The organism is Paenibacillus methanolicus (genome assembly GCF_008124765.1).
In the GTDB taxonomy this organism is placed as follows: domain Bacteria; phylum Bacillota; class Bacilli; order Paenibacillales; family Paenibacillaceae; genus Paenibacillus_Z; species Paenibacillus_Z methanolicus.
The window spans coordinates 174,349-195,482 of sequence record NZ_VNHS01000014.1; the positions used below are offsets into that span (position 1 = coordinate 174,349).

Consider the following 21,134-nt stretch of genomic DNA (forward strand, 5'->3'; position numbering starts at 1 on the left):
GCCACACTTGAGCTCCTAAATATTTGATATAATTAGCTAAAATTCACTTTATTATAGCCCTTCTGTTTTAATTACTTTAGGTAGCAGGTGACAGTTATGATTATCTACAGCAGCTCCGTTGAAGAATTTAAAGTAGCGGTTGATGAGAATCGCATTGCTAGCAATATAGAGGCCGTATATATTGAGAAATTGGGTAAGCGCCCTACCGTATCGGAATGGCGATCGTGGAACAACTCCATGCAATTCATGGAGCGGGTGATCCGAAATTCCAAGGTCGCGGATGATTGCGGCGTCATGATCGAATATAATATCCCCTCGACCAGTAAAAGAGTGGATTTCATTATTGCGGGGAAGGACGCACAGTCCAACGATAACTTCATTATCGTCGAACTAAAACAGTGGGAAGAAGCTTGGACAACGGACAAAGAAGATATTGTGCGTACCTCCTTGGGCGGCTCGAAGGTAGAGACAACGCATCCTTCCTATCAAGCCTGGTCGTATCGGCAATTTATGTACGACATGAACGAGGCTGTTTATACCAAAGGCGTGAAAGGGCATTCGATTGCATTCCTGCATAACTACAAGGAGAAAAATCCGGAGCCATTAAAAGCGGAACAGTATCAGAATACGATCAAAGAAGCGCCGTTGTTTTTCGCCCACGAAATCAAGAAGTTGCAGGATTTTATCTTCAAGTATGTCGGTAAGGGTAAAGGCATGCAGCTTCTGTATGATATAGAAAATGGTAAAATCGTGCCTTCAAAGTCGTTAATCGATCATATTAATGCTTTATTCGAAGGGCATTCCGATTTTGTTTTGTTGGATGAACAAAAGATTGCGTATGAGACAATTATGTCATTAGCAACGAAGCAAGAGACGAAGAAAACCATTATCGTCAAGGGAGGACCGGGCACGGGAAAGTCGGTCGTCTCGATGAACGCCTTGGGTGGATTAATCCGAAAGCAGCTAAATACTAAGTTTGTTGCGCCGAATGCATCTTTCCGAAACGTTATGGTAGAGATGCTTACGAAGCAAAGCTCTAAATCGAAAATGCGTACGAAGAGTCTGTTTATGGGTTCAGGTAGCTTTGTGGACGCTCGTCCAGACGAATTCGATGCCATCCTCGTCGATGAGGCACATCGGTTAAAGGGCAAGGGCGCTTACATGTATCGAGGTCTCAATCAGATTGACGATATTATTAAGAGCTCAAGAGTTAATGTATTCTTTATTGACGATTACCAACGCATACGTCCGGATGACATCGGTACAGTGGAAGAGATTAAACGAATTGCCAAAGAGCGTAAATCGGAAATTTACGAGTATTCTCTTGTCGCTCAATTTCGTTGTTCAGGCGCCGAGGGATTTCTCAATTGGGTTGATGATGCGCTGCAAATACGGGATACGGGCAATTTTAACGGTTGGGATAAAGAAACCTTCGATTTTAGAGTCATCGATTCCCCTCATCGCTTGCTGGAGCTAATCAAAGAAAAGCAGTCGAATGGCCATAAGGCTAGAATGGTCGCGGGTTTCGCGTGGTCGTGGACGGATAAGGCTAAGGGAAATCCGAACGGACAAATTGAGGATGTTACCATAGAAGAGCACGATTTCTCCATGCCGTGGAATGGTCATGTCATTCGAGAAACGTGGGCGATTCACCCCGATGGGATTGATCAAGCAGGTTGCGTTCATACGACCCAGGGACTTGAGTTTGATTATGTCGGCGTCATCATCGGCAATGACTTGAAGTATAACCCCGTTTCGGGAACCCTGACAGCTGACTATAATGAGTACAAGGATACCACTGGGAAAAAGGGGCTCAAAAATAAGCCGGACGAGCTGGTTGCTCTGATTAAGAATATATACAAAGTATTGATTTCGCGCGGTATGAAAGGTTGTTATGTGTACTGCAGGGATGAAGAATTGCTGCGCTATTTGCAAGAGCGACTAGATCGTACGAACAGAACATGACGGACAATAAGTTGAACGTTTGAGGAGGACAATAATGCCGCTTCCCACCGAGTTATCCTCGATATTTAAAAACAAACAAAAGTCCTATAAAATGGTGCTCATCCTTTCAATTATAGATGAATATCGAGCCACCCAAGATCAAGCGATATCCCTCGATGCTGTCGCTAGACGCTTCTTAGCCTATTTTCAAAATTCTGACGCAGCTGGGAAGAGGGTAGACGCTCCTCCAAGCGGGGTGTTCATGACTTGGTCAGATGTCACGCTTTCCCAAACGAAGTCGTTGCTCAATACGCCAATCAAAGCACTTTCCTCTATTCTTGACGAAAGCAAAGGAACAATCACCTTTAAGACGGTCATCTGGGACAAGTTAACTGAAGACACCATGACAGAACTACAAAGTTATGCGCTAGTCGAACTGGATAACTATAACAATAACCTGGCTGCACCTGTATCGCTTAGAGAGTCGTTAACGCAGATTCTATCGAGCTATATAGATGCTAAGGTACAACCATTTTCAAACCATCCATTAGGTGCTTTACTTAGACAAACCCTCCCCACGAACTTGAAGAAGTTACCGTTCATTGATGAGAATTATAAGGTGCAGGGATCAATTGGTCAGGGGAACTGGGCCAATATCCCGTGGCTTGCGATACTAGACAAACGGATTACCGATACCACGCAGGCCGGTGAATACGTAGTTTATCTTTTTGCCGAGGATATGAGCGCGGTCTATTTGACGCTACTTCAAGGCGTAACCGTTCCCATTAGAGATAAAGGCAGGAAGGAGGGGTATCAACTTCTTACGCAAAAGGTTCAGGAGATGAGGGAGCTTCTGCCGCTCCAGAGCATGCATAAGGACGATCAGATTCACCTAACTTCCAGTGGCTTGGGACGAGACTACCAAGTATCAACCGTAGCATATATACGCTACGATCGAGATCATATTCCTGATGAAGAGCACCTAATTGCCGACTTAGAGAATATGATAACCAACTATAAACAATATGCTGGAATCACAATGAACCAAGCTGTACTAACAAGGCCCGTATTCAAGTTTACTATGGCCCACCTTTATTTAACGCAAGGAATCGTTGCTTATCTTAGCAAAGAATTACCGAAGCCAGTCGGATTGGAAGAGTTAACCGCCAATCAGTCCATTGTCTTAATTTCGGGGGAGGAGGTGAAGCACCCCAAGGAGCGAATCCAGCACCTCGGAAGGGCATTGCTAGAACTCGGTATTCTTCAATTGGAGAATAATCAGTATTCATTAACTTCCTTTGGAGAGCAGTATGCCAATGTGATGGAAAAGGATATGTGGAAGTTAAGTGCAGAGCAAGTAGAAATCCTCAGACAGAGGCTAACCGAACAGCAAGCTGTCACGAGCAATCTAATTCAAGTTATTCAGATGGCAATCGGCATTGTACAGGAGTTGCAGGATTTCTCCTTGGATCAATTCAATATTGCATTTATCGCTGACATGCACATGCAAGAAGAATGGGGAAAGGTCACTCAGGAGAACCGTTCCCGATTCATGCTGAACTGGCTAGAGGAGCTAGAGTTCGTTCAAAAGCTTGGAGACAGATACACTTTGCTGGACGATAAGGAGAAGGAGCCATTGGATACATTAATGGTTTCGGAAAGGATCGCGCAGATCAAGGGATATATTAGTCAGAAAGGGTTCCACTTCCCGGAATCATTAATCGAAAATTTCTATTTATCCTTGAAGACGAAACCCTTTGTGATCCTGGCTGGTGTATCGGGAACAGGGAAAACCAAGCTCGTTAAACTATTTGCAGAAGCGCTGGGCGCCTCCAACCTGAATAAACAATTTGCCCTCATTCCGGTAAGGCCGGATTGGAACGATCCTTCGGATCTGCTCGGCTACAAGGATTTGTCGGGCGCTTTCCGACCAGGACAGTTGGCAGAAGTGATAGTAGAGGCATCGAAAGCAAGCAATCGCCACAAACCCTATTTTATATGTTTAGATGAAATGAACTTGGCTAGAGTGGAGCACTATTTCAGCGATCTGCTTAGCATCATCGAGACTCAAGAATGGCAGAACGGTAATATTGTAACTTCGCCTTTGATACAGAAAGCGTCGCTTAGGCCAGAGGACCAGACGTTATACGGGAATCTGTCGCTTCCGGATAATGTGTATTTGATTGGAACCGTAAACATGGATGAGACAACCCATCCTTTTAGTAAAAAGGTGCTTGATCGTGCAAACACAATCGAGTTTAACTATATTAACCTTAATCAGTTCCCGGACGAAATTAATATATCGGATGGCGTGAAGGTCGACCCAGCAAGCAATTCGTTCCTAAGGAGCGAGTACATACAGTTAATTGATGGTTATCAAGACTATCGCGACTTAGTTCAGCGAACAACGGAGAAGCTGGTTAAGATTAATACTCTTCTTGAAGAAGTTCACTCCCATGTAGGCTTTCGAATTCGTGATGCTGTTTGCTTCTATATGATTTACAATGAGAGGTTTCAGCTCTTGAGCGAGGATGAAGCTTTTGATCTCCAACTGCTTCAGAAGATTTTACCTCGCGTGCAAGGGAGCAGCTTGTCTGTAAAGCGCATATTGCTACAACTTATGCAGGGAGCACTAGGTAAGACCCTGCCAATTTCGGAGTTATTGGATGACGCATCCGATCTATATATGAGATGGAGCGTGAGCCAAACAGCAGAGACGGCTAAACATCCGCAAACTGCCCGGAAAATTGCCTTTATGCTACGGAGGTTGGAGGAAGATGGCTTCACCTCATTCTGGCTCTCTTAGTCAGAGCGTCGAACTTCTTCGAATAGAGACGAACCTGTTTAATTTGTATATTCAAGGGAAACCGTTTCATCCAACAGTTGAATCACTACAGCTGCATAGAACTGATGAAGAGAATTGGGTAGACACCGGGTTACAGGTATCCGCGCTTTCGACATTGCTAGTGATTGAGAAGGTTTCAATATTCAATCCTGAGTGGAGAGAGCTGTTAGATTGGCACACTGGAGAGCGGAGCTACCCGGTCTTTTTCGAAACGCAGAGCTATGAGCTCGTCATTGAGAAGAAACATGACATGGCGATAACCTTTCACCATGAGAATGTTTATCTCCGTCAAGCTATAAAACCGTTAGGGAAAATGATTGTATCCGGTGTGTTGAATTTTCAGAACGAAGTTGGGCTTACAGACTTACAGCTTAGGCTAAACGGGCGCCCCATATTTCAATTGCAAATCGAGATATTCCCGTCCAAGATCGATTACAAGCAAGACTACCAAATGATACTTCATGACGTGAACCGGCAAGTCTATAATCTGTCTTTTGATTTCTTGCGGAAGACATACAATCTTACCGGTTTAAAGGAAACACGCCATCAAAGCTTAACCGAGTTTTTTACGATTCTTCAGCATATGTTTGACCAACTCGTTCAGGCGGTAGAACGCATTAAGACTACTCCGCATGCCAAGCTCGTTCGAGAGAAGCGGGTTTTGGAAGCTGCAAAGGTAAGGAAAGCGGGCAAGGAAAATATCGGCTATTTGACCAAGCGCCCGCAGCAGCTTGTTTCGGATGAACAACTAGGTTTCATCCCCTTGAACGATACACGTTATTTTCCAACCCATGCATTGGAAACTAAGCGACAGGTCAATTACGACACAATGGAGAATCGTTTTGTTCGATGGGTACTGCTACGAATCATATTGAAACTCAAAGATTTGAAGGCGCGTTTAACGGAAAAAAGTCGACTACAAGATCCGATTTTAACTAGGCGCTTAAATTACATGCAAACTCAACTGCAGCGGCTACTGAAATTGGATTTCCTAAACGTCGGCGAGATGAGGCAACTCTCGATCTCGCTTGTTTTGCAGATGGCCCCAGGCTATCGAGAGGTTTATCGGAATTACCTGATGCTGATGAAGGGCTTATCCATTCAAAGCGATTTGTTCCGGTTGTCGATGAAAGATCTCGCACAGCTGTATGAGTACTGGTGTTTCCTCAAAATTCATGATCTGCTCGGTCGGAAATACGAGCTACTCAAGCAAGACATCATCAAAGTAAACCGAACCGGGATTTTCGTCACGCTGGATAAATCACAACAGGCGAGGATAGTCTACCGAAACCCGAAGAACGGCGAGATTTTCACCCTCTACTACAATGCGTTGCCGAAAGGCGATCATAGTGAGACCTTAGGACAGAAGCCGGATAATGTTCTCACGTTGAAGAAAAACGATTCCTCCGCAGAATATAAGTACGTGTTCGATGCCAAGTATCGCTTAAATCCGGCTTATGAAGGAACGCCATATTACAACAAGTACAAGCTGCCTGGACCAGAAGAAGACGATATTAACACGATGCATCGTTACCGGGATGCCATCGTCTACATGGATACTCAGAGTCGCGAATTGGAACGGAGCATGTTTGGCGCATACGTCTTGTTTCCTTACCATAATGAAGAACAATTCCGTCAGCACCAGTTCTATAAGAGCATTGAATTAATAAACATTGGCGCATTTCCATTCCTGCCCAACTCAACCGAGCTCCTTGAGGCATTCTTGGATGAGATCATAAAGGATAGTCCGGAAAAGGCCTATGAACGCTCCACTCGTCCGAGAGGGACGAAGGAATATTACCGAAACAAGTTGACAGGTAAGAATGTGCTGGTCGGGTCTCTGCGGGAAGTATCGCAGCTTGAAGATGCATTCAAGTATGGTTTCTACCACGTGCCATTGGAGAATATAAATGACCACACTTTGCTAACACAGTTGGAATACGTTGCGCTTTATCAGTCAAAGAGGCAGTTTCAAGACCATGGCGAGGTCGGTGTGAATTGGTATGGCAAAATAGTTAATTGGCGAGTGGTACGTCGTAAGGAGATTACGGAACGCCCGGCGAGAAGAGGGACGGAAGAGAAGCTATATGTGAAATTCGCTATAGAGCGATGGATAATGCGCGAAAAGGCCATAGTTCCAGGCGGCAGGGGGATACATTCGCTTCTTTTTACATCTAAGTATATGTTTGATCGTGCTCTAGAGATTGCCGAACTGAAACTAGAGACAGAGGAAGATTTGCTGGTCTGGCGTGAGCAGAGACGGCAAGGTAGAGTGAGGGTGGAGTTGGATCACGATCAGGTGGATTTGGCTAGCAAAGTTATAGAGGTGCGTTTGAAGGATTAGAATGTTGTAGGAGGACAAAGAGTGGCATTAATCAAACATTTAAGCAAGGTGACGAGAAATTCTCGTTTGCAATCGGAGGCAGAGGCTACTTACAACATTGTAATCCAAAACGGAAAGAAATTTATTCAAATCAATACTTATGGTTCGAAGGAACGTTTGCATATCGATAAGGTAAGTCAATCGATACAACTAGACGAACAAACGGCTAAACAACTAATAGAAATAATAAATTCAGAGTATTCGTTATAATTGCCAACGAATACTGAGGTTGCGGAATGTGATGGAGCAAGCATGCATGATGCAACTGTAATTCCGCCAGTCTCCACCATTAGGAGGGTGAACGCGATGCCGACATACAACAAACTCGTCCGCGACAAAATCCCGCAAGTCATTGCGGCCACGGGCGCAACTTTCCGTACCATGGTTCTCAGCGAAGTAGACTACCATCGAGAGCTGAATCGCAAACTGCATGAAGAACTCGAGGAATTCCTCGCCGCCAAGTCACCACAAGAGTCGCTCGAGGAGATGGCCGACATGCTCGAAGTTATCCGCGCCCTCGCAACCATGCATGGCGCAACCTGGGAGCAGTTGGAGTCCATCCGAGCGGCCAAAGCGGACAAACGCGGCGGATTCGAAGAACGGGTGTATCTGATCGATGCCGACGACCCAGCTTAACGTCAAGCTCATCACCGAGAATCTGGCGGACGAACTAATTGCGGTGCCAGCGGCATTTACATTATGACTTCCTTCGTCGTGCAGTCCGGCGTTCGCCTGGCTATCGGTTGTGTATATCATTAGTTTTTAAATAAACTGTAGTTGCATATACTCGGATTTTTCTTGGTAAACCATACTAACACGATGTTCTTACGACATAAGAAAGTAGGCATATCATGACACAGAAGCTGCTTTCCACGACGGCTTTAGCAAAAGAAATGGGCATTCAGGCAAAAGAACTCTTTCAAACCCTCACAGACGCTGACTGTATCAAGCGAGAGAATGATGGTTGGGTGCTCACGGATAAAGGTAGAGAATTTGGTGGTACACTCAAAACCCATCCCCAGCATGGGACTTATATTGCATGGGATGAACAAATCAAGACTATATTGGCCACGGACGACGAGTCAGATAATAGCGGCAAACTTATTAGCGCGGTAACGCTAAGCAAGCACTTTAATATATCCAGATTCAGAATGAATCCCATTCTATCTGAGCTTGGTTGGGTTCAAAAGGCTGTTAAGGGTTGGACGGTTACCAAGCTGGGAGAAAGCATAGGCGGAAAACAGTTTGAATACGCGAAAACAGGAATTCCGTACGTGTGTTGGGAAGAAAGCATCCTGACCAATAAAAGGCTGCTGGAAACGATTCAATCCGTTCAAGGTGTAAGTGTTGTCGAAACGGAAGAAGCATCAACAGAAGAGAAGGTAGATGTTTCGAAGCCAGCCGCAATAGGTTTTCGTGAGAAGTTTGAGGCTAAACATCGTACTGCGGACGGACATTATGTACGTTCAAGAGCGGAGATGTTAATCGATAATTGGCTTTACATGTCTGAAATCGTACATGCCTACGAGCGGAAGCTGCCAATTGAAGAGGACGTGTACTGCGACTTCTACCTCCCCGTTGGTAAAGTATATATTGAATACTGGGGCATGGAGAATGATAAGCGCTATGTGGAACGAAAAAACGAGAAGCTTAGAATATATAACAAATACGGCTTCAATTTAATTGAGCTGGAAGATGCCGATATTCAGAACTTGGATGATATCTTGCCCAAAAAGCTTCTGAAATTTGGCATACAAGCCTATTAAGCCCTCCGACGGCGACTACAAATGGTACCAGACCAGCAACGTAGCCAAAGCCGAGTGGGTTAGATATCGTACTCGTTACCCTCACCGAGACCAAGGACTAACCCAGGCGTTACTCGACTGGGAACGCTACTACGTAAGAAAATAACAGACAAAGCGGTGGCACCGGGAAGCGCCATCGCTTTTCTCTTTCCCCCATCTCACATTCCCGCCATCCCACCACCACCCCTCCAAAATCCCACAAAATTCCCAATATTCCTCCTATCCCCGCGCGCGCCCACATAGGATAGTGCTATGATAGAAGCATCGATTCTACATAGGACGGAGGCTTTATTGTTGAACAGCGCCTTACAATGTCAATGGTCCTTTAGCGAGACCGTCAACTATGGCATGCAGCAAAATCACGTTCCCATTATTCGACAAATCGTGCTCGCCAATCAAACGGAAGACGAGAACCGCAACCTGACCGTCACCATCACCGCGGAGCCCGCGTTCGCCTACGAATGGAGCAAGTCCATCGACGTGCTGCCGGCGGGGCAGCCGATCGATCTGGGCATCGTGAATCTCCAGATGTCGGCGCAATTTCTCGCGGAACTGACAGAACGTATCACGGGAACGTTAACCCTCACCGTACGATCCGACAATCACCTCATTCACGAAGAACGCGGCGCCATCACGGTCCTCGCCTTCGATGAGTGGAGCGGCCTAGCGGTCCTCCCGGAGATGACCGCCGCCTTCGTCACGCCGAATCACCAGCACGTCGCCAGCATCGTGCGGGAAGCGGCGGATATCCTGGCCAAGTGGACCGGCAGTCCGTCGTTCACCTCCTACCAGAGCAAAAGCGCGAATCAAGCGCGCATCCAAGCCGCCGCGATTTACGCCGCGCTTCACAACCGCAACATCGCGTACTGCGTCGCGCCGCCGAGCTTCGAGCAGATCGGACAGCGCGTCCGGCTGCCGGAGACGATTGTCGCGCATCGCATGGGCAATTGTCTCGATCTCTCCCTTCTCTATGCCGCTTGCTTAGAGGCAGTCGGCTTGCATCCGCTCCTCGTCTTCACGACAGGTCATGCGTTCACGGGCGTATGGCTGGTGGAGGAGACGTTCGCCGAGAGCGTGCAGGACGATATTTCGCTGCTGACGAAGCGGCTCGCGCCGGGCGTCAACGAGATCTGCGTCATGGAGGCGACGGCGTTCGTGGAAGGTTCGGCCGCAAGCTTCGACGAAGCGGTTAGCCAAGCGATCGCGCATTTGCAGAATCCGGATCAATTCGACTGCCTCGTCGACATCCGCCGAGCGCGCGCGGCGGCGATCCGTCCGCTTCCGATCCGGACGGCCAGCGGGAACGGCTGGGTGATCGAACCCGCACCGGCCTCTTCGAGCTCAAGCCCATCATCGGCGCCCGAACAGCTGGAGGAGCTCGGCAAGCCGATCGAGGTCGATCAGCTGCAGCCGGGCACGAAGCAGAAGCAATGGGAGCGCCGCCTGCTCGATATGACGCTGCGCAACGGGCTGCTCAATTTCCGCCTGACCAAATCCAGCGTGCCGATCATCACCGCGCAACTGAGCGATCTGGAGGATGCGCTGGCGGAGCGGGAGGAGTTCCAACTGTTGGCCAAGCCGAGCGATTGGCAGGACAACGCGCGCAGCGCGGGCTTGTACCAGAACGTGAACAGCAACCATCCGCTGGCGCTGCTGCTGCGGGAGGAGTTCGATCGCAAGCGTCTTCGCGCCGACCTGCAAGCTTCGGAGCTGGATCGTCGGCTCATCCATTTGTACCGCTCAGCCCGGACGTCGCTGGAGGAAAATGGGGCGAATACGCTCTTTCTGGCGCTTGGTTTGTTGAAATGGTACGAATCCCCCGTCAGCGAAGCGCCGCGTTATGCGCCGATCGTCCTGCTGCCCGTCGACATCATTCGCCGATCTTCCCGTCAGGGCTACGTCATCCGGGCGCGCGACGAAGAGCCACAGATTAACGTGACGCTGCTGGAGATGATCAAGCAGGACTTCGGCATCGGCATCGGCGGCTTGGACCCGCTGCCGCGGGACGAGAAGGGCATCGCGCTCAAGCAGGTGTTCAACGTCTTTCGGCATGCCCTCATTCAAGTCCCCCGTTGGGACGTGGAGGAGAGCGCGTGCTTGGGGCTGTTCTCGTTCGGCCAATTCGTCATGTGGAACGACATCCGTTCGCGGTCGGAGGAGCTGGCGGAGAACCGCATCGTGGCCAGTCTCATGGCCGGCAAGCTGCAATGGCAAGAAGCGGAGGACGACGCGCCGGCACTAGACCAGGCATCGCCTTCCAGCCTAGCTGTTCCCATCAGCGCGGACTCTTCTCAGCTGGCGGCGATCCAAGCGGCGGGCAGCGGCGAGAGCTTCGTGCTCCATGGTCCGCCCGGCACCGGCAAATCCCAGACGATTACGAACATGATCGCCAGCGCCCTGGCGAGCGGTAAGAAAGTGCTCTTCGTTGCGGAGAAAATGGCGGCCTTATCCGTCGTGCAGCGGCGATTGGAGCAGATCGGGCTAGGTCCGTTTTGTCTGGAGCTGCATTCGAACAAGAGTACGAAGAAAGCCGTGCTCGATCAGCTGAACGCGGTGCTGGAGACCGCCCGTATGATGCCCCCGGAAGGGTGGAACGCGCAGTCCGACCGGTTGGCCGCGCTTCGCGACGAGTTGAACGGCTATGTCGAGGCGCTGCATCGCAAGCAGCATTTCGGGATCTCGCTGTTCGAAGCGATTGCCGGTTATGAGCAGGCAGGGCAAGGGCCGGACAGCGTCCAATTCAACGCGGCCGCGATCGAAGCGCTGCAGCCGGAGCGGTGGACGGCATGGCGCGACCTCGTCTCCCAGATGACGACCGCCGGCAGCCAGTGCGGCAATCCGCACGGTCATGCGCTAGCTGAGCTCACGCTGAAGAATTACACCCAGCCGGTCAAAACAGAGGCGGAGAATCTGCTCCGCCAATACGCGGCGCATCTATCCGAAGGCGAAGCCGCTTTTGCGCAAGCCGCCGATCTGCTCGGCATCTCATCGGCCAAGGCGATGTCCAGGCAGCAGACCGTCCTGTTCACCCGAATCTGCGAGCTGCTTAGCCGAACTCCGGATATTAGGCCGGCTTTCGTGCAGACGCCTAATCTCGCGGAGACGGTCGCCCAAGTGCAAGCCGCGTCGGCTCAGGGCAGACAGCGGGACCGATTGAAGGCGCAGGTGCTGACGGCGTTCAAGCCGGAGGTGCTGAAATTCGACGCGCAATTGACAAGCTCGGAGTGGACGAAGACCGAACTGCAATGGATGCTGCCGAGATGGCTCGGACAGAACCGGATCGCGAAGCTGCTTCGGAGGATGGCGGCCCCCGGCGTGACGATCGCGAAGACCGAGGTGAAGAACCATCTGTCCGCGATCCTAGATCTGCAAGCCGAAGAGCGGACGTTCCGCGAGAAGGGCGCCGCTAACCTTCCGCTGCTCGGACCGTCGCTCCGAACCGAAGAACATGGCGACTGGGAGGCGGTCGACGCGGCTTGCGCCTGGCTTCTGGGGTTGGATCGGACGCTGCTCGAAGCGTTCGGCGCCCACGGTGCCGCCCAGACGACAACCCGACTAGCGGAGCTTCTCGCGAATGGCCCAAGCGGCATGCAGGCACATCGGGAACAGCTCCTTCGGGCGGAGCGCGCCGGTCAGGAAGTTGCGGCCGACGAGGAAGCGATCGGACGCTTGCTTCAAGCGGACTGGTCCGTACTGACGGCCGCTTCCGGTACGGAACATTGGCACTCCTTTATGCAAGGGAAGGCGCAGCAATGGTCATCCCATCTGGATCAGCTTCGCGACTGGAGCGCATGGCGCCGCATCCGCGACCAAGCGGTGGAAGCGGGATTGCAGCCGCTCGTCGCCAGTTACGAAGAAGGACGGATCGCGACCGACGAGATCGAAGGCGCGTTCGACCGCGGCGTGTACCGCGCCTGCGCCAACTTCATCATCGCGCGCAACGAGCAACTGGGTTCATTCTCCGGCCAACTGTTCGAGGAGGCGATCAAACGGTTCAAGGAAGCGGATCAACGTTTCGCCGAGCTAACCCGTCAAGAGATCGCCGCCCGGTTATCCGCCCGCGTTCCCGTCATCACGAAGGAAGCGGCGCAAAGCTCGGAAGCGGGCATTTTGCAGCGGGCCATCCGCAGCGGCGGCCGTGCGATGTCGATCCGCAAGCTGTTCGAAGGCATTCCGAATCTGCTGTCCCGTCTGACGCCGTGCATGCTGATGAGTCCGATTTCGGTCGCGCAATACTTGGATCCAAAACACGCGAAATTCGATCTGGTCATTTTCGACGAGGCTTCCCAGGTGCCGACGGCGCAGGCGGTCGGGGCGTTGGCACGGGGAACGCAAGCCGTCATCGTGGGCGATCCGAGGCAGCTGCCGCCGACCAGCTTCTTCTCCAAGTCCAGCGGAGACGCGGAGGACGAGGAAGAAGTGCTGCAGGACATGGAGAGCATTCTCGAGGATTGCTTGTCGCTCGGCATGCCGCAGCGGCATCTGACCTGGCATTACCGCAGCCGTCACGAGAGCTTGATCGCGTTCAGCAACGCCCATTATTACGAGAACAAGTTGATGACCTTCCCGTCTCCGGATGAGCCGGTGTCCAGCGTTACGTGGTTCCCGATCGAAGGGTACTACGATCGCGGGCGCACGAAGCAGAACCGCGCCGAGGGCGAAGCGGTTATCGCGGAGATCGCGCGCCGGTTGAAGCATCCCGCCAAGCGCCAAAGCATGGGCGTCGTCACCTTCAGCTCGATTCAGCAGACGTTGATCGAGGATATGCTCGACGCGGCGTTCGCGCGCGAACCGGAGCTCGAGCAGCTGGCGGCCGAACTGCCGGAACCGATTTTCATCAAGAACCTCGAGAACGTCCAAGGCGACGAGCGGGACGTCATCTTGTTCTCCGTCGGCTATGGGCCGGATGCGAGCGGCAAAGTCAATCTCAACTTCGGTCCGCTGAACCGCGAAGGCGGTTGGCGCCGGTTGAACGTCGCGGTGTCCCGGGCGAGAGAGGAGATGCTCGTCTTCTCTACGCTGCGCGCCCATCATTTGCAGGCCAGCCGGATTAGCGCCCAAGGCGTGCTCGGACTGAAGTCGTTCTTGGAATATGCGGAGAAAGGCAAACACGCGCTGCCGGCGGGCGAACAGGCGAAGCAAATTCCGCTGGTCTCGCACGTGCATCGCGGGGTGGCCGAGAAATTGCGTCAGAAGGGCTTTGAGACGGATCTCTACGTCGGCACGTCGGGCTATCGGATCGACATCGGCGTACGGCATCCGGAGCAGGGCGGGCAGTACGTGCTCGGCATTTTGATGGACGGCCCGATGTATCGGAACGCCGACACCGCGCGTGATCGCGATATTTTGCGCGAGCAGGTGCTGCGTCAGTTGGGGTGGAAGCTCTATCGGCTGTGGACGCCGGACTGGTGGGAGAATGCGGATAAAGTCGCGGAGCGGATCATTGCGGCGATTCAACATGCGGCTAATGAACAGGAACAATCCGTTCAGAACGCAACGCTAGACTCGCCAAAACCATCGCTTCTACCGTGGCCGACGGCAACTACAGAATCGGCAGCATCACCATCAGCGACAGCGGCAACAGCAACAGTCACTCCGGAAACCGCAACCGCCGCACTGCCAGAGCCGACGGCAGAGAGCAAGCAACCTTACCGTCCAGCCGCGCTGCAGAAGGTCGATTGGGGGACGGACGCATTCTACGCCTCGTCCAACGCCGGCTTTATTCTGGAGCAAATTCGGCAGGTCATCCAAGCGGAAGGGCCGATCAGCCGCGGGCTGCTGGCCAAGCGCATCCTACAGGCTTGGGGTATCGCCCGTCTCGGCGCCAAGCTCGACCAACGGTTCACGGAACTGCTGCAGCAGGTGAGCGAGACGCGGACCGAGCGGGAGGGCACGGTTTATTTCTGGCCGGCGGGCGTGAACCCAAGCGAATATGCGCATTTCCGGGTGGCGGAAGAAGACGCGCTGCGTCGCACCGCCGAAGAACTCCCTCCGGAGGAGATCGCCGCCGCCGTGCAATACGTGCTTGCCTCGCAGATCAGCTTGCCGCAAGATGAGCTGGTCAAGCAAGTCGTGAAAGCTCTAGGGTACGCGCGCAGCGGAGCCGCCTTGGATAAGGCCGTGCGAGCAGGGATCGAATGCGCGCTGGAACGCGGGACGGTCCAGACGGATGACCAGCACCGGATTATTATGAAGTAACGCTGCTCGAGCTTCTATTCTCTCGGTGGGTTCATATTCTCGTAGCAGCAGCGCGCGTTTCGCAAATTCCGCCCAGGAGGTGACCGGGCTGAAGAAACTCGATGGACTCTAGCTTCCCGTTAAGGAGGTTAGAGCATGAGCAGAAGCCGCAAAAAGTCGCCGGTTTGGACCGATCACGCGACGCCGGGTACCGCATGGGCCAAGCGAGAAGCCGCGAAAGCCGTACGTCGTTACAAGGAATACATCGCCGATGGCCGTATGTATCGCAAGATTTACAACCCTTGGAACATCACGGACCACAGAACCTACCGAACGCGCAACGAGGCCATAGCCGATTGGGTTCGACATCGTGCCTATTTCCCCGACCAAGCGCTAGCCGAAGCGTTGCGCGACTGGGAGCGTTACCACGTAAGAAAATAAACGAAAAAAGCGATGGCACCGGGAAGCGCCATCGCTTTTTTCATTCCTTCACCTTCTAACCTTCCATGCGCAACAACAGTTGCTCCCAAGAAGACCGTCTTCCCGCCCTCAACGAGCGCGCAGACACGACGCCATTCACGTCGCCGTATCCATCATCCACAGTGGTGCATCAACCTAAGCCTCGCCGCTTTTCCCCTTCTGATCCGCCAGCAAAGCCTGCTTCTCCTTCAACGCCTTCGCCATCTGCGTCAGTTCCGCATCCATCTGCTCGATCTCTTTGCGCAGCTTATTCTCCCGCGTAATCTTGCTGCTCAAGTCGCTCGCCGACTGGCTCAACTTCTGGTCGCGCTGCAGCTGGTTGATCTTGCCCAGCGTTTTCTTGCGCTTCTGTTGATGTCCCCGTATCGTCGTCTCAAGCTCCGCGATCTCGCGCGTCAGCCGATCGACCAGGGAGCGGGTAAAACTAATGCCCATCTTAGCACCTCATATCCTCGCGTTCTAATCCTCTCATCTTACTACACCGACTCCCCATAAGCGAGCGTCGATAGGGGAGGGCAGCGCGCAGCCCATGCACCAAACTTCCCCGTTTTTTCAATCGCTCCACATTGCCGCCGTCTCCGAGCAACCTACGCGTAAGCCAACTCCAGCCCACCGCGATTCCCTTCCATACTGCCGTTCAATCCATCCCCGCTCGCCTCATCTCCAGCCCCCACGCCCCAGTCCAAGTCCGACATCCCATCCGTCTCCCAACACCTGACCCTAGTCCTCCGCGATCCCCATCCAGAATACTGCCGTCGACATCAATGCCGCATTCCTCAACTCCAGCCCCTCGAGCCTCCCGTCCAAAACCTCGCCATCCCCATCCATCCCACGCACTCCTCAACATCAGCCCTCACGACCCCAGCCCAAATCCCGCCGTCCCAATCATCCCCCACACGCCTAATCCTACCCACATGCCCCCGCCCAAAATCCCATCGTCCCGCCCGCGCCACTCCTCCCCAAGCCCACCGCCAACCACCGCCCCAGACCCATTGCCACAATCCGTCACATTGTGCCGCCCCGGACCAAAGATTCGTTTTCGACCGCACAGCCGCGAACAAGCAGGAAAATACCAGAATCTTGACGAAACCTCAGCGCCGTACATATTTCATCTAAGGTGTGATCAACAGTGAGACAGTGGGTAAAATGGACCGCGAGCATGCTCGTCATGCTCATCGCGGTGGGTCAATGCATGTGGACGACGGCAGGAGCGGAGGTCGAACCGGCCGCGGCAAGGTACATCAGCGTAGCGTACACGGTACAGCCGGGCGATACGCTTTTTGGCGTGGCGCGAACGTTCTATTTAAGCGGCGACGACTACGCGCGGATCGCGGCGTACAACGGCATCGCGAACGCGGCGGGACTGAAAGCGGGCACGACGCTCATCCTCCCGAATCCGATTATTCAGGGCATGTACGAAGTCCGCGCGGGCGACACGCTCTACGCGATCGCGAGCCGCCAGTTCACGCGCAGCGGCTACATCCGCGCGATCATGCAATACAACGGCATTTTAGACCCGGCCCGTGGTCTCCAGACCAATGCCGTCCTCGTCATCCCGCAGCCGACGGGGAACGTGCAGCATACGGTGCAGCCGGGCGATACGCTCTACGGTTTGTCCGTCCGCTATTTCAAGCCGGCGGCGTATCTTCAATTTCTGGCCGCGTTCAACGATCTCGACCCGGCAGCCCCGAAGCTTCTGGCTGGTCAAAAGCTCGCCGTCCCCAACCCATACTACGCGTACTCGAGCATGCCGACCGGCGCATCCGCATCCAACGCGGCGACGCAGTCGCCAACCGCTGGCCAGACCGCGAACCCGTCCGCTTCCGGTCCACCGACGACGCCACCGGCGCCGGCAGCCAAACCGCAGCCGACCCAGCCGGCTCAGCCGGACGCCAAGCCTGCGCAGACCGCGAAGCCTTCGCCGTCCGCGCAGACGCTCAGCATCCGGATCGACCTATCCGCGAACAAACTATTCGTTCTCGCCGGAGCGAACGAAGACGTTCGCGGTCGCCAGCGGCAAGACGAAGGGGTTGACCCCGACCGGCACGTTCGTCATCATTACGAAAATCAAAAACCCATACTACTCGGCCCGCAGCATCCCCGGCGGCGATCCCGCGAATCCGCTCGGCACGCGGTGGATGGGGCTCGACGTTCCGAATACGAACGGCACCAAATACGGCATCCACGGCACCAACGTGCCCTCGTCCATCGGCAAGTACGTAAGCGCCGGCTGCATTCGGATGCTCCCGAAGGACGTCGAATGGCTCTACGACGCGATCCCGACCGGCACGAATGTAATCATCGAAGGGTAGCCGCGTAACCCAAGTCTTCCCGTATCGCTTGGGCTTCCGCTTACCCGACAAACCGTATTGTGGTTCGCGCCTCAGGCCTGATACAATGAATGTTGCATCGTGCAACCCGAAGGGAGCTTCGTCATGAGAAAAGAATCCTTTATCCAGCCCGATCCGCAGACCTGGCTGGCCAAATTTCGCTTTTATACGCCGATCAAAGTCCGCTATTGCGAGACGGATCTGCTCGGCCACGTGAACAACGTCAGCTATTTTATGTACTTCGAGCAGGGTCGTATCGAATATTTCGAGAATCTGGAACTGACCGGCGAGCTGTTCGCGGACGAGAAAGTATCCGTTGTCGCCGACCTCGAGTGCCAGTACTTGACGCAGCTTTACCTGAAGGACCCGATCAAATTGTACGTGCGGGCCGCGCATGTCGGACGCTCGTCCATCGACGTCGAATACGCGCTCGTGGCGAACGACCAACTGAAAGCGGGCGGACGCGGCGCGATCGTCCTCATCGACACGAAGACGGGCAAGAGCACGCCGATCTCCGATGCCGCGCGCGAGCGAATTCTCGCCTTCGAAGGCGCCAACGCCTAAGCAGTCCGGCATTCGCGACACGACCACTACCAAGACGGAGCAATCCGTCTTTTTTTTTGAATAGTAGCGTTATAAGTTTCGCGAATATAACTCACCTTGTAGCGAGAAAGGAAGAGGGGGCGTGACCAACATGCTGAAGTATACGATCGCGTTAATTCGGCGGGGAGACGAAGTCCTCATGCTGAACCGGAACGCGGCGCCCAACATGGGGCTGTGGAACGGCGTCGGCGGCAAACTCGAGCAAGGGGAGACGCCGCTTGCGAATATCGTGCGGGAGATCGAGGAGGAGACGGGACTTCGCGTGGAGGCAAGCCGGCTTCGGTATGCGGGCACCGTGACGTGGACGAGCGAGGAGGGGAGCGGCGGCATGCATGCGTTTATCGCGGAGCTGCCCTCGGACGCCGACGTTTTCGAGGGACCTGTCGGCACGCGGGAAGGCATCCTCGATTGGAAAAGCCCCGAGTGGCTGTTCCACCCGCGCAACCGCGGCGTCGTGAGCAACGTGCCGTATTTTCTCCCGTACATGCTGGAGCACCAGCCATTTTGCGAACACCATTTCACCTACGCCGGCGAGCAACTGATCGCATATCGTGCGCAGACCGAACCGACCCACCGCGTCCAGCTTTAATAATTCCTTCCGTCTACACCCGGCCGCATCCGCGCGCCGAGCGCAACCCGCCAGCCTAAAAACCGCCCATCCCGCATACAGATAGACCAAGGAGCGTGATGGGCACGTGGATCAACAGTTGAAGCGGTATTACCAACTGAAGAACAAGCAGAAGGAAATCGAGCAGGAGCTCGCCGAGCTACGCGCGGAAATCACCGGGTTTTGCGCCGAGCAGGGAGAGGCCGGACTCGAAGCGGGCGGTTACCGGGCCAAATTAGTGTTGCAGGATCGGAAAGAATACGACGAGGAGAAGCTCTACGCGGCGCTCCCCGATCCGCAGCTGTGGCGTCTGTTAGCGAGACCCGACTCGGCCAAGATCGCCAGCTTGCTCAAACTGGGCGTGCTCAAGGACGAGCATCTGCAAGGCACCTACCAGGCGAAGACGGTCACGCTATTGCACGTCGAGAGAAAATAGCGAAGTCACCGCATGTACGCAACAAAGCCTCGCCAACGATGGCGAGGCTTTGTTCATTATATAGGACACAATCTGAGCCTTCCGGAGGCATCTTTGATTGCCAGTGCAGCGCCAAGCTAAGCCCAATACGTCCATGTTTGCTTCTTCCATGTTTGCTTCTTCATAGAAGATGCAGCTGATCTGGTAGAACGACGGACAAGCGGGTAATAAAAGCTGTTACCCAAACCGTACGGCCGGAATAGGGGACATCCAACGGGGGAACATTAGGCGGGAACTTTTAACGAAACGGGGGATAACTTCATGACGCTCACGCCCGAACAACGCATCACGCTGCACGGTTTCAACAACTTAACCAAATCGCTTGCGTTCAATATGTACGACATCTGTTATACGAAGACCAAAGAGGAGCGGGAAGCTTACCTCGCCTACATCGACGAACAATACAATTCCGAACGACTGACCAAAATCCTCAAGACCGTCACGGACATCATCGGCGCCCATGTGCTCAACATCGCCCGTCAGGACTACGAGCCGCAAGGGGCCAGCGTAACGATCCTAGTCTCAGAGGGGCCGGTGGAGACCGCGCCGAACGAGTCGTTCGAAGAATCGCCGGGACCACTGCCGGAGGCGGTTGTGGCCGCGCTCGACAAGAGCCACATTACCGTACATACGTATCCCGAATACCATCCGGACGAGGGGATCAGCACCTTCCGCGCGGACATCGACGTCTCGACATGTGGTGAAATCTCGCCTCTGAAGGCGCTCAATTACTTGATCCATTCCTTCGACACCGATATCATGACGATCGATTATCGGGTACGCGGATTTACGCGGGATATTACGGGGCACAAGTTGTTCATCGACCACGACATCAGCTCCATCCAAAACTACATTCCAGACGAGATCATCGACCAGTACGACATGATCGACGTCAACGTTTATCAGGAGAACATCTTCCATACGAAGTGCAAGCTGCGCGAATTCGATCTGAACAACTACCTGTTCGGGTACACCAAGGACAAGCTTGCGCCCGCGGAACAAAAAGTCATCACCGAGCAGCTCCGCCACGAGATGGACGAGATCTTCTACGGCAAAAACATCACGCGTTAAGCGAAAGCTGTTCTCACCTGCGTGGGGGCGGCTTTTTCCTTGCGCATGGAGCAGGAAATAAGGCCTTTAAAAAAACTTTAAAAATCAGCTTGCATTTTGTCGTATGGGCGTGTAAGATGTAAAAGTCCTCAGCGAACGAAACAAACGCGAGAACGAGAAACAAAAAGAATTTAAAAAAAGCTTGCAACGGAATGCAACAATGTGTTATATTCTAATTCCGGCCGCGAGAGCGACGGACAAGCAAATGAAACTAACTTGTTCCTTGAAAACTGAACAATGAGCGATATATGTCAACGTAAGAAATGAGCTAAACAATCTTTCTTTTATGGAGAGTTTGATCCTGGCTCAGGACGAACGCTGGCGGCGTGCCTAATACATGCAAGTCGAGCGGATCTTACCCTTCGGGGTAAGGTT

13 protein-coding genes, 1 rRNA gene and 1 pseudogene are annotated in these 21,134 nt (G+C 53.2%); 14 read left to right on the top strand and 1 reads right to left on the bottom strand.

Going from position 1 to position 21,134, the window contains the following annotated elements:
• Positions 1–96: 96 nt before the first annotated feature.
• From BCM02_RS31015 to BCM02_RS31050, 8 genes are all read left to right on the top strand, one after another.
• On the top strand, positions 97–1,965 hold the full coding sequence (locus tag BCM02_RS31015) for a DUF2075 domain-containing protein (protein WP_148933011.1): 1,869 nt from the start codon (positions 97–99) through the stop codon (positions 1,963–1,965).
• Positions 1,966–1,999: 34 nt separating this feature from the next.
• Positions 2,000–4,750, top strand: coding sequence for an MrcB family domain-containing protein (locus tag BCM02_RS31020; RefSeq protein ID WP_246183627.1), 2,751 nt, complete (start codon positions 2,000–2,002; stop codon positions 4,748–4,750).
• Positions 4,722–7,133: a restriction endonuclease-like protein gene (locus BCM02_RS31025; protein ID WP_148933012.1), complete on the top strand. Its 2,412-nt coding sequence runs from the start codon at positions 4,722–4,724 to the stop codon at positions 7,131–7,133. The genes BCM02_RS31020 and BCM02_RS31025 overlap by 29 nt, the downstream gene beginning before the upstream one ends.
• A gap of 21 nt (positions 7,134–7,154) precedes the next feature.
• Positions 7,155–7,382 carry a methionyl-tRNA formyltransferase gene (locus BCM02_RS31030; protein WP_148933013.1) on the top strand — a complete coding sequence of 76 codons (228 nt, stop codon included), beginning with the start codon at positions 7,155–7,157 and terminating at the stop codon, positions 7,380–7,382.
• 96 nt (positions 7,383–7,478) lie between these two features.
• A complete protein-coding gene (locus BCM02_RS31035; protein WP_148933014.1) occupies positions 7,479–7,808 on the top strand; it encodes a nucleoside triphosphate pyrophosphohydrolase in 330 nt (109 codons plus the stop codon).
• Between the two features lie 215 nt (positions 7,809–8,023).
• Positions 8,024–8,938, top strand: coding sequence for a glycerol kinase (locus tag BCM02_RS31040; RefSeq protein WP_148933015.1), 915 nt, complete (start codon positions 8,024–8,026; stop codon positions 8,936–8,938).
• Positions 8,939–9,271: 333 nt separating this feature from the next.
• The gene (locus tag BCM02_RS31045) at positions 9,272–15,175 is read left to right on the top strand and encodes a DUF3320 domain-containing protein (RefSeq protein ID WP_187434501.1); all 5,904 of its coding nucleotides are present in this window, start codon (positions 9,272–9,274) and stop codon (positions 15,173–15,175) included.
• Positions 15,176–15,310: 135 nt separating this feature from the next.
• On the top strand, positions 15,311–15,595 hold the full coding sequence (locus tag BCM02_RS31050) for a hypothetical protein (RefSeq protein WP_148933017.1): 285 nt from the start codon (positions 15,311–15,313) through the stop codon (positions 15,593–15,595).
• Positions 15,596–15,769: 174 nt separating this feature from the next.
• Here BCM02_RS31050 and BCM02_RS31055 read toward each other — a convergent pair whose 3' ends face one another.
• Complete coding sequence (locus tag BCM02_RS31055) at positions 15,770–16,069, bottom strand: hypothetical protein (protein ID WP_148933018.1); 300 nt, start codon at positions 16,067–16,069, stop codon at positions 15,770–15,772.
• 1,559 nt (positions 16,070–17,628) lie between these two features.
• On the opposite strand from BCM02_RS31055, the pseudogene BCM02_RS36205 reads away from it, so the two are divergent.
• The 6 genes and pseudogenes from BCM02_RS36205 to BCM02_RS31085 form a co-directional block, all read left to right on the top strand.
• Positions 17,629–17,937 (top strand): annotated as a pseudogene (locus BCM02_RS36205) (L,D-transpeptidase); the annotation flags it as partial.
• A gap of 132 nt (positions 17,938–18,069) precedes the next feature.
• Positions 18,070–18,528: an acyl-CoA thioesterase gene (locus BCM02_RS31065; RefSeq protein ID WP_148933020.1), complete on the top strand. Its 459-nt coding sequence runs from the start codon at positions 18,070–18,072 to the stop codon at positions 18,526–18,528.
• A 130-nt stretch (positions 18,529–18,658) separates the two neighbouring features.
• Entirely contained in the window at positions 18,659–19,156 is a 498-nt protein-coding gene (locus BCM02_RS31070; RefSeq protein WP_148933031.1) for an NUDIX hydrolase, read from the top strand.
• Positions 19,157–19,262: 106 nt separating this feature from the next.
• Positions 19,263–19,610: a hypothetical protein gene (locus BCM02_RS31075; RefSeq protein ID WP_148933021.1), complete on the top strand. Its 348-nt coding sequence runs from the start codon at positions 19,263–19,265 to the stop codon at positions 19,608–19,610.
• A 300-nt stretch (positions 19,611–19,910) separates the two neighbouring features.
• On the top strand, positions 19,911–20,720 hold the full coding sequence (speD, locus tag BCM02_RS31080) for an adenosylmethionine decarboxylase (protein ID WP_148933022.1): 810 nt from the start codon (positions 19,911–19,913) through the stop codon (positions 20,718–20,720).
• Between the two features lie 322 nt (positions 20,721–21,042).
• Positions 21,043–21,134: ribosomal RNA gene (locus tag BCM02_RS31085) — 16S ribosomal RNA — on the top strand; the annotation flags it as partial.

Bases quoted from the DNA above. Each gene is read 5' to 3' on its own strand.
- BCM02_RS31015 (WP_148933011.1), top strand. From the start codon at position 97: ATGATTATCTACAGCAGCTCCGTTGAAGAATTTAAAGTAGCGGTTGAT.
- BCM02_RS31020 (WP_246183627.1), top strand. From the start codon at position 2,000: ATGCCGCTTCCCACCGAGTTATCCTCGATATTTAAAAACAAACAAAAG.
- BCM02_RS31025 (WP_148933012.1), top strand. From the start codon at position 4,722: ATGGCTTCACCTCATTCTGGCTCTCTTAGTCAGAGCGTCGAACTTCTT.
- BCM02_RS31035 (WP_148933014.1), top strand. From the start codon at position 7,479: ATGCCGACATACAACAAACTCGTCCGCGACAAAATCCCGCAAGTCATT.
- BCM02_RS31040 (WP_148933015.1), top strand. From the start codon at position 8,024: ATGACACAGAAGCTGCTTTCCACGACGGCTTTAGCAAAAGAAATGGGC.
- BCM02_RS31050 (WP_148933017.1), top strand. From the start codon at position 15,311: ATGAGCAGAAGCCGCAAAAAGTCGCCGGTTTGGACCGATCACGCGACG.
- BCM02_RS31055 (WP_148933018.1), bottom strand. From the start codon at position 16,069: ATGGGCATTAGTTTTACCCGCTCCCTGGTCGATCGGCTGACGCGCGAG.
- BCM02_RS31065 (WP_148933020.1), top strand. From the start codon at position 18,070: ATGAGAAAAGAATCCTTTATCCAGCCCGATCCGCAGACCTGGCTGGCC.
- BCM02_RS31070 (WP_148933031.1), top strand. From the start codon at position 18,659: ATGCTGAAGTATACGATCGCGTTAATTCGGCGGGGAGACGAAGTCCTC.
- speD (WP_148933022.1), top strand. From the start codon at position 19,911: ATGACGCTCACGCCCGAACAACGCATCACGCTGCACGGTTTCAACAAC.